Source organism: Pseudomonas sp. EYE_354 (genome assembly GCF_023148575.1).
Classification (GTDB): Bacteria; Pseudomonadota; Gammaproteobacteria; order Pseudomonadales; family Pseudomonadaceae; genus Aquipseudomonas.
In genome coordinates, this window is the sequence record NZ_JAHXNQ010000033.1 from 1 (window position 1) to 3,345 (window position 3,345).

At 50.9% G+C, this 3,345-nt stretch carries 2 rRNA genes; both read right to left on the reverse strand.

What is annotated here, in order from left to right:
* Positions 1–25: 25 nt before the first annotated feature.
* Positions 26–141 (reverse strand): 5S ribosomal RNA (gene rrf / locus KZX66_RS26280).
* 157 nt (positions 142–298) lie between these two features.
* Positions 299–3,190: ribosomal RNA gene (locus tag KZX66_RS26285) — 23S ribosomal RNA — on the reverse strand.
* Positions 3,191–3,345: the final 155 nt, after the last annotated feature.

Here is a 3,345-nt window from a genome sequence, read left to right on the forward strand (position 1 = left end):
AGCAAACAGGGGTTCTGGAATTTAATCTTGACGATGACCTACTCTCACATGGGGAAACCCCACACTACCATCGGCGATGCATCGTTTCACTGCTGAGTTCGGGATGGGATCAGGTGGTTCCAATGCTCTATGGTCGTCAAGAAATTCGGGTACTGACTCGTGACCAAACGGCCTCGCTTCAGCAAATCGGGTATGTGACAGCCTTCGGTGTTTTGCGATCTACAAACTTTCGGTTCGTCTCGTCTTCACACACCGCAATCTGATGCCCTTTCAGGTTCTCAAATTGCTTGGGTGTTATATGGTCAAGCCTCACGGGCAATTAGTATTGGTTAGCTCAACGCCTCACAGCGCTTACACACCCAACCTATCAACGTCGTAGTCTTCGACGGCCCTTCAGGGAACTCAAGGTTCCAGTGAGATCTCATCTTGAGGCTAGTTTCCCGCTTAGATGCTTTCAGCGGTTATCTATTCCGAACATAGCTACCCGGCAATGCCACTGGCGTGACAACCGGAACACCAGAGGTTCGTCCACTCCGGTCCTCTCGTACTAGGAGCAGCCCCTCTCAAATCTCAAACGTCCACGGCAGATAGGGACCGAACTGTCTCACGACGTTCTAAACCCAGCTCGCGTACCACTTTAAATGGCGAACAGCCATACCCTTGGGACCGGCTTCAGCCCCAGGATGTGATGAGCCGACATCGAGGTGCCAAACACCGCCGTCGATATGAACTCTTGGGCGGTATCAGCCTGTTATCCCCGGAGTACCTTTTATCCGTTGAGCGATGGCCCTTCCATACAGAACCACCGGATCACTAAGACCTACTTTCGTACCTGCTCGACGTGTCTGTCTCGCAGTCAAGCGCGCTTTTGCCTTTATACTCTACGACCGATTTCCGACCGGTCTGAGCGCACCTTCGTACTCCTCCGTTACTCTTTAGGAGGAGACCGCCCCAGTCAAACTACCCACCATACACTGTCCTCGATCCGGATAACGGACCTGAGTTAGAACCTCAAAGTTGCCAGGGTGGTATTTCAAGGTTGGCTCCACGCGAACTGGCGTCCACGCTTCAAAGCCTCCCACCTATCCTACACAAGCAAATTCAAAGTCCAGTGCAAAGCTATAGTAAAGGTTCACGGGGTCTTTCCGTCTAGCCGCGGATACACTGCATCTTCACAGCGATTTCAATTTCACTGAGTCTCGGGTGGAGACAGCGCCGCCATCGTTACGCCATTCGTGCAGGTCGGAACTTACCCGACAAGGAATTTCGCTACCTTAGGACCGTTATAGTTACGGCCGCCGTTTACCGGGGCTTCGATCAAGAGCTTCGCGTTAGCTAACCCCATCAATTAACCTTCCGGCACCGGGCAGGCGTCACACCCTATACGTCCACTTTCGTGTTTGCAGAGTGCTGTGTTTTTAATAAACAGTCGCAGCGGCCTGGTATCTTCGACCGGCATGAGCTTACGGAGCAAGTCCTTCACCCTCACCGGCGCACCTTCTCCCGAAGTTACGGTGCCATTTTGCCTAGTTCCTTCACCCGAGTTCTCTCAAGCGCCTTGGTATTCTCTACCCAACCACCTGTGTCGGTTTGGGGTACGGTTCCTGGTTACCTGAAGCTTAGAAGCTTTTCTTGGAAGCATGGCATCAACCACTTCGTTAACTAAAAGTTAACTCGTCATCAGCTCTCGGCCTTAGAATCCCGGATTTACCTAAGATTCCAGCCTACCACCTTAAACTTGGACAACCAACGCCAAGCTGGCCTAGCCTTCTCCGTCCCTCCATCGCAATAACCAGAAGTACAGGAATATTAACCTGTTTTCCATCGACTACGCTTTTCAGCCTCGCCTTAGGGACCGACTAACCCTGCGTCGATTAACGTTGCGCAGGAAACCTTGGTCTTTCGGCGTGGGTGTTTTTCACACCCATTGTCGTTACTCATGTCAGCATTCGCACTTCTGATACCTCCAGCAAGCTTCTCAACTCACCTTCACAGGCTTACAGAACGCTCCTCTACCGCATCACTTACGTGATACCCGTAGCTTCGGTGTATGGTTTGAGCCCCGTTACATCTTCCGCGCAGGCCGACTCGACTAGTGAGCTATTACGCTTTCTTTAAAGGGTGGCTGCTTCTAAGCCAACCTCCTAGCTGTCTAAGCCTTCCCACATCGTTTCCCACTTAACCATAACTTTGGGACCTTAGCTGACGGTCTGGGTTGTTTCCCTTTTCACGACGGACGTTAGCACCCGCCGTGTGTCTCCCATGCTCGGCACTTGTAGGTATTCGGAGTTTGCATCGGTTTGGTAAGTCGGGATGACCCCCTAGCCGAAACAGTGCTCTACCCCCTACAGTGATACATGAGGCGCTACCTAAATAGCTTTCGAGGAGAACCAGCTATCTCCGAGCTTGATTAGCCTTTCACTCCGATCCACAGGTCATCCGCTAACTTTTCAACGGTAGTCGGTTCGGTCCTCCAGTTAGTGTTACCCAACCTTCAACCTGCCCATGGATAGATCGCCCGGTTTCGGGTCTATTCCCAGCGACTAGACGCCCTATTAAGACTCGCTTTCGCTACGCCTCCCCTATTCGGTTAAGCTCGCCACTGAAAATAAGTCGCTGACCCATTATACAAAAGGTACGCAGTCACCCAACAAAGTGGGCTCCCACTGCTTGTACGCATACGGTTTCAGGATCTATTTCACTCCCCTCTCCGGGGTTCTTTTCGCCTTTCCCTCACGGTACTAGTTCACTATCGGTCAGTCAGTAGTATTTAGCCTTGGAGGATGGTCCCCCCATATTCAGACAAAGTTTCTCGTGCTCCGTCCTACTCGATTTCATGACTAAGAGATTTTCGCGTACAGGGCTATCACCCACTATGGCCGCACTTTCCAGAGCGTTCCGCTAATCTCAAAGCCACTTAAGGGCTAGTCCCCGTTCGCTCGCCACTACTAAGGGAATCTCGGTTGATTTCTTTTCCTCAGGGTACTTAGATGTTTCAGTTCCCCTGGTTCGCCTCTTGCACCTATGTATTCAGTACAAGATAACCATCTTATGATGGCTGGGTTCCCCCATTCAGACATCTCCGGATCAAAGTCTGTTTGCCGACTCCCCGAAGCTTTTCGCAGGCTACCACGTCTTTCATCGCCTCTGACTGCCAAGGCATCCACCGTATGCGCTTCTTCACTTGACCATATAACCCCAAGCAATCTGGTTATACTGTGAAGACAACATTCGCCGAAAATTTGTAATGAATCACAAATTTTACCTTAGCCTGATCCGTTACCAGTGAAAGTAACGTTCAGTCTATCTTTCTATCACATACCCAAATTTTTAAAGAACGATCTA